The sequence below is a fragment of the Actinomycetota bacterium genome (assembly GCA_030774015.1).
Lineage (GTDB): Bacteria > Actinomycetota > UBA4738 > UBA4738 > JACQTL01 > JALYLZ01.
Genome location: JALYLZ010000188.1, coordinates 1 through 5,849 on the forward strand (window position 1 = coordinate 1; position 5,849 = coordinate 5,849).

Annotated in this window: 5 protein-coding genes; all 5 read right to left on the minus strand. The window is 71.6% G+C overall.

Annotation, left to right across the window (positions count from 1 at the left end; translation table 11 throughout):
* Positions 1 to 316: orotidine 5'-phosphate decarboxylase (locus M3Q23_18060; protein MDP9343955.1), on the minus strand; the 316-nt coding region annotated here is incomplete at its 3' end.
* Positions 313 to 1,266 (minus strand): dihydroorotate dehydrogenase, encoded by a 954-nt coding sequence (locus tag M3Q23_18065; protein ID MDP9343956.1) that lies wholly within the window; start codon positions 1,264 to 1,266, stop codon positions 313 to 315. The genes M3Q23_18065 and M3Q23_18060, both read right to left, overlap by 4 nt.
* A gap of 31 nt (positions 1,267 to 1,297) precedes the next feature.
* Positions 1,298 to 2,203: a dihydroorotate dehydrogenase electron transfer subunit gene (locus M3Q23_18070; protein ID MDP9343957.1), complete on the minus strand. Its 906-nt coding sequence runs from the start codon at positions 2,201 to 2,203 to the stop codon at positions 1,298 to 1,300.
* Positions 2,200 to 5,628 (minus strand): carbamoyl-phosphate synthase large subunit, encoded by a 3,429-nt coding sequence (carB, locus tag M3Q23_18075; protein ID MDP9343958.1) that lies wholly within the window; start codon positions 5,626 to 5,628, stop codon positions 2,200 to 2,202. The genes M3Q23_18070 and carB overlap by 4 nt, the downstream gene beginning before the upstream one ends.
* On the minus strand, positions 5,621 to 5,849 hold a 229-nt coding region (locus M3Q23_18080), incomplete at its 5' end, for a hypothetical protein (protein MDP9343959.1). The genes M3Q23_18080 and carB, both read right to left, overlap by 8 nt.

Sequence of the window (5,849 nt, forward strand, 5' to 3'; positions counted from 1 at the left end):
CCGACGCGCCCTCCACCGCCGCCTCCACCATGTCCACGCCGCCCAGCGCGTGCACGGTGAGCAGCGAGGGGCCCAGCCGCCCGGCTCCCCGCGCGGCGCGGCCCACGGTGGTGGGGATGTCGTGCAGCTTCAGGTCCAGGAACACGGGGCCGTGCTGGCGGATCCGCCGGACCGCGGCCGGCCCCTCCGAGACGAACAGCTGGAGCCCGACCTTCAGCATCCCGGCCACGCCGGCCAGCCCGACCGCCAGGGCCTCGGCTTGGTCCAGGTCGTACCGGTCCAGCGCGACGATCAGCGGGTTGACGGACTGGCTCACGTGGCTTCCATGCCCACCGGAGCCGGGGCACGCAGCGAACCCATCCGGCCCCGGAGCTGCTCGGGGGAGGTCAGGCCGCGCTCGGCCAGCAGACGAGCCAGGCCCGCCGCGACCTCGATGGGGGCCTGTGGATTCCGGAAGATGGCCGTCCCGACCTGCACGGCGGAGGCGCCGGCCAGCAGGAACGCCGCGGCGTCCTCCGCAGAGGACACTCCGCCCGCTGCGAAGATGGCGGCCTCGGGAAAGGCCTGGGCCACCCGGTACACGGCGTGGAGCGCGACGCCGTGGATGGCGGGGCCGGAGATGGAACCCTTCACCGCGGCCAGCCGGGACTGGAACGTGCCCACGTCCACGGCCATCCCGGGAAGGGAGTGGATCAGCGTGAGGCCGGTCGCCCCGGCCCGGAGGCAGGCCTGGGCCACCTCCACCAGGTCCGGGCTCTCCGGGAGCTTCACGAACACGGGGACCCTGGCCAGGCGGGAGACCGCGCCGGCCACCTCGGCCGCACCGTCGACGCTGGCGCCGTACCACTGGCCGTCGCGCTCCCGGCTGGGGCAGCACGCGTTGGCCTCGATGGCGACGATGCCGGGCGCCCCTTCCAGGGCCATCACCAGCCGCATGAACTCGTCGATGCTGGATCCCGCCACGGACACGATGACGGGCATCCCGAGCTCCGCCAGGGCCGGCAGCTCCCGGCTCAGGAATGACTCGATGCCGTCGTTCTGGAGCCCCGTGTCCCACAGGAGCCCGGACGGGGTCTCGGCGATCCGGGGAGACGGGGTGCCACGGTGCGGGCGCATCGTGATGCTCTTGGTGACGACGCCTCCGAACCTCCCCACGTCCGCCAGCTGGGCGAGCTCCGGCCCGAAGCATCCAGACGCCACGACCACCGGCGTGGGCAGCCGCACGCCCCCCACGTCCACAGCCAGCGAGAGCGCTTCCGTGCTCACCGGCCGGCTCCTCGGGAAGCCGTGGCCGCGCTCATGGCTGGAGGACCGGATAGCCGTAGGGCGGCGTGGGGAGGACATCGTCCCCCTGCACCGGCGGGAATCCCTCCGGCGGCGTGGGCATGGGCTCGCTGGTCCCCCACCGGTCCCACAGGATCCGCGCGGCGTTCATGGCCGGCCCGTCCACGCAGGCCCGGAGGTGGTCGTACGTCTTCCCGTCCCGCCTGGCCACCGGCACCACGCATCCCCAGCACAGGCCGGTGCCGCACGCGATCTGCTCCTCCACGGCCACCTGGGCCGGGAGGGACCGTTCCCGGCAGAACTCGCCCACGGCGCGGAGCATGGGTCGGGAGCCGGCCGCGTACACGACCTCGGTGCCGCACCGGGCCACGAGGGCCTCCAGCACGTCCGTGGCCCGCCCCGTCTCCCCCGCCGAACCGTCCTGTGTGACCACCGAGATGATCCGGGACATCCGCTTGGCGTCGATGGGCTTCAGGACGTGGTCCTGGCTGCTCGCCGCCATGATCATGTCCACGCGCTGGCCCTGGGCGATCAGCTCCTCCGCCAGGAACAGCAGGGGCGCAGCACCGTAGCCCTCCATGACCAGCAGGCAGTTCACGTGCTTGCGCGGGTAGGAGAACGGCCGCCCCAGCGGGCCGATCACGTCCAGGAACTGGTGGGCCTTCACCTCTGCCAGCCACGCCGTGCCCGGCCCCCGGGGTTCCAGGACGAACTCGAGGGTGCCGGCCCACCCGCCGCGGCGGGAGGTCTGGTGCACGTAGAACGGCCGGCGAAGCAGGGACGACCGCTCGTCGGGCAGGGCCACCTCGATGAACTGCCCGGGGCGGGCCCGCTCGGCGATCTCGGGGGCCACGAGCGTGATGGACACGTACGCGCCGCCCCGCCGAGAGGAGAGGACCTCGCAGCGGGACTGGATCACGGCCCCCCGCCCCCCCGGCTCGGACGGGACACCGGCGTGGCCTCCGAGCCCTCGAACGCGAGCTGTCCGGAGGCCGTCAGGTCGCGGTGGTATTCCTGGAGCGAGCGCGGCCCGTCGCGGTGGGCCTGGAGGGCCTGGATCCCCTGGACGGCCGCATCGGCGCCGGCCAGCGTGGTGATGCACGGCACCCGGGCCGCGGCTGCGGCGGTCCGGATCTCGTAGCCGTCGGTACGGGGGCCACGACCGAACGGAGTATTGATCACCAGATCGACCTTTCCAGCTCGAATGTGGTCTACCACGTTTGGCCTGCCCTCGGACACCTTCAGGACCCGGTTGACGGGCAGGCCGGCCCGCTGGAGGACGGCGGCCGTGCCGCTCGTGGCCATGAGGCGGAACCCCAGCTCGGCCAGCCGCTTCGCGTGATGGAGGACTCCCCGCTTGTCCCGCTCCGCCGCCGAGATCAGCGCGGTCCCGCCCCCCGGCAGTCCCGCCCCCGTCGACATCAGGGCCTTGGCCAGGGCCGGCCCGAGTGTCGCGGCGATGCCCATGACCTCGCCGGTCGACTTCATCTCCGGCCCCAGCAGGGTGTCCTGCCCCGGGAACCGGCCGAAGGGCAGCACCGCCGCCTTCACCGCCGTGTGCGACAGGTGGCGGTACCGGGCGGTTTCCGGCACCATCCCGGCCGCCACCAGCTCGGACAGGCTCCGGCCCGCCATGACCAGCGACGCCACCTTGGCCAGGGCCACCCCGGTGGCCTTGGACACGAAGGGAACGGTCCGGGAGGCGCGCGGGTTGGCCTCCAGGACCCACACCCGTTCGTCCTTCATGGCCATCTGCACGTTCAGCAGGCCCCGAACGTCGAGGGCCCTGGCCAGCGCCCGTGTGATCTCCTCGATCCGGTCCAGCTGGTCCTCGGACAGGGTGGCCGGCGGGATGACGCACGACGAGTCGCCGGAGTGGATCCCGGCCTCCTCGATGTGGTCCATGACCGCCCCGATGAACACGTCCCGGCCGTCCGCGATGGCGTCGACGTCGACCTCGACGGCTCCCTCCAGGAACCGGTCGATCAGGACGGGGTGCTCCGGCGAGGCGTCGGCGGCCGACCGGACGAACCCCTCCAGCTCGTCCTCCCCGTACACGATGTCCATGGCCCGCCCACCCAGCACGTAGGAAGGCCGGACCACCACCGGGTAGCCGATCTCCCTGGCCACCCGGCGGGCCTCGGCCAGGTCCCGGGCCTCGCCGTGGGGAGGTGCGTCGATCCCGAGCTCCCCCAGCAGCGCGGCGAACTTGCCCCGGTCCTCCGCCAGGTCGATGGAGGCCGGGCTCGTCCCCAGGACCCGGTATCCCTCCTGTTCCAGGACGTGGGCCAGCTTCAGCGGCGTCTGGCCGCCCAGCTGGACGATGACGCCCTCCGGCCGCTCCGCCTCGCACACGGCCAGCACGTCCTCCGCCGTGAGCGGCTCGAAGTACAGCCGGTCACTGGTGTCGTAGTCGGTGGAGACGGTCTCGGGGTTGCAGTTGACCATCACGGTCTCGAACCCCGCTTCGCGCAGGGCGAACGCGGCGTGCACGCAGGCGTAGTCGAACTCGATGCCCTGCCCGATCCGGTTCGGCCCCGCCCCCAGGATCACGATCCGGGGCCGCTCCGCCGGCCGCACCTCCGTCTCTTCCTCGTAGGTCGAGTAGTGGTACGGCGTGCGCGCCGCGAACTCCCCGCCGCAGGTGTCCACGGTCTTGAACACCGGCCCGACGCCGAGCCCGCGCCGCCGGCGCCGCACCTCGGCCGTCGTCGATCCCGTCAGCACCGCGATCCGCGAGTCCGAGATCCCGACGCGCTTGGCCCGCAGAAGCTCTCCAGCGCCCAGATCCTCCAACCGGCGTCCTCGGAGAGCAGCGGCTTCCTCGGCGATCTCCGCGATCTGATCCACGAACCACGGATCGATGGCGCTGGCCGTTGCCACTTCGTCGACGGAGTGGCCCTCTTGGAGGGCTCGCTCGACGAGGAGGAGGCGGGCCTCGGTGGGGGCAGCGATGAGGTCGAGCGTGGCTTCGGCCGGGGCGGCGGCGGGTGCGAGGACCTGGGCCCCACCGCTCCCGGAACGCGAGGGGGGGACGTCTGCGGCTCCTTCGGCCCCTACCGCGTTCCTCCACGGTTCCCCCCGGCCCTCGCCGGCCGCCGCTCTCCCCACCTCCAAACCCAGCTCGAAGCCCGAGCGCTCCAGCGACCGGAGCGCTTTGCCGAGCGCTTCCTTGAACGTTCGGCCGATGGCCATCACCTCGCCGACGGATTTCATGGTCGTGGAGAGCGTTCGGTCGGCCTGGGGGAACTTCTCGAAGTCGAACCTGGGGATCTTCACGACCACGTAGTCGAGGGTTGGCTCGAATGCTGCTGGGGTCTCACCGGTGATGTCGTTCTTGATCTCGTCGAGTCGGTACCCGACCGCGAGCAACGCAGCGATCTTCGCGATGGGGAATCCCGTCGCCTTTGACGCGAGGGCTGAGGATCGGCTGACGCGCGGATTCATCTCGATGACGACCGTGCGGCCGGTGGCGGGGTCGACGGCGAACTGGATGTTGGAGCCGCCGGTTTCGACGCCCACGGCCCGGATGCAGGCCAGGGCGTGGTCGCGCATCTGCTGGTACTCGCGGTCGGTGAGGGTCTGGGCTGGGGCGACCGTGATGGAGTCGCCCGTGTGCACGCCCATGGGGTCGACGTTCTCGATCGAGCAGATCACCACGGCGTTGTCCGCGCCGTCGCGCATGACCTCGAGCTCGAACTCCTTCCAACCCGCCAGGGACTCTTCCACCAGCACCTCGCTGATCGGGCTCTCGGCCAGGCCGGCCGCAGCCACCAGGGTCATCTCCGGCGACGACGCGGCCAGGCCGCTTCCCCCTCCGCCCAACACGTACGAGGGCCGCACGATCACCGGGTAGCCGATCTCCGCCGCCACGGTGAGCGCCTCCTCCAGCGAGTGCGCGAACCCCGAGCGCGGCAGCGGCAGCCCGGCCTCTGTCATGGCCCCCGCGAACGAGCGCCGGTCCTCCGCCCGCCGAATCGCGTCCAGGCCAGCCCCGATCAGCCGAACACCGAAGCGTTCCAGGACGCCTGCTTCGGACAAGCCGACAGCGAGGTTCAGCGCCGTCTGCCCGCCCAGGGTGGGAAGCAGCGCGTCAGGGCGTTCCCGCTCGATGATCCGAGCAACGGAATCGACCGTGAGCGGCTCGATGTAGGTCGCGTCCGCGAACTCCGGGTCCGTCATGATCGTCGCCGGATTCGAGTTCACCAGCACGACCCGGAACCCCTCACGCCGCAGCGCCAGGCATCCCTGCGTGCCCGAATAGTCGAACTCGCAAGCCTGCCCGATGACGATCGGCCCGGAGCCGAGCACCAGGATCGACTCGATATCGGTCCGTCTAGGCATGAGTCATGAGCTCCCGGAATCGCTCGAAAAGGTATCGAGCGTCATGCGGACCAGGCGCGGCTTCCGGGTGGTATTGCACGGAGAACCCAGGCACATCCAAGCAGCGAAGCCCCTCCAAGGTGCCGTCATTGAGGTTCCAGTGCGTGAGCGCGACCCGGCCGAAGGGAGAGCCCGCTACCGACGTGGTCGGGGGCCGGAGGACCTGGGGCCCTCCCAGGTCC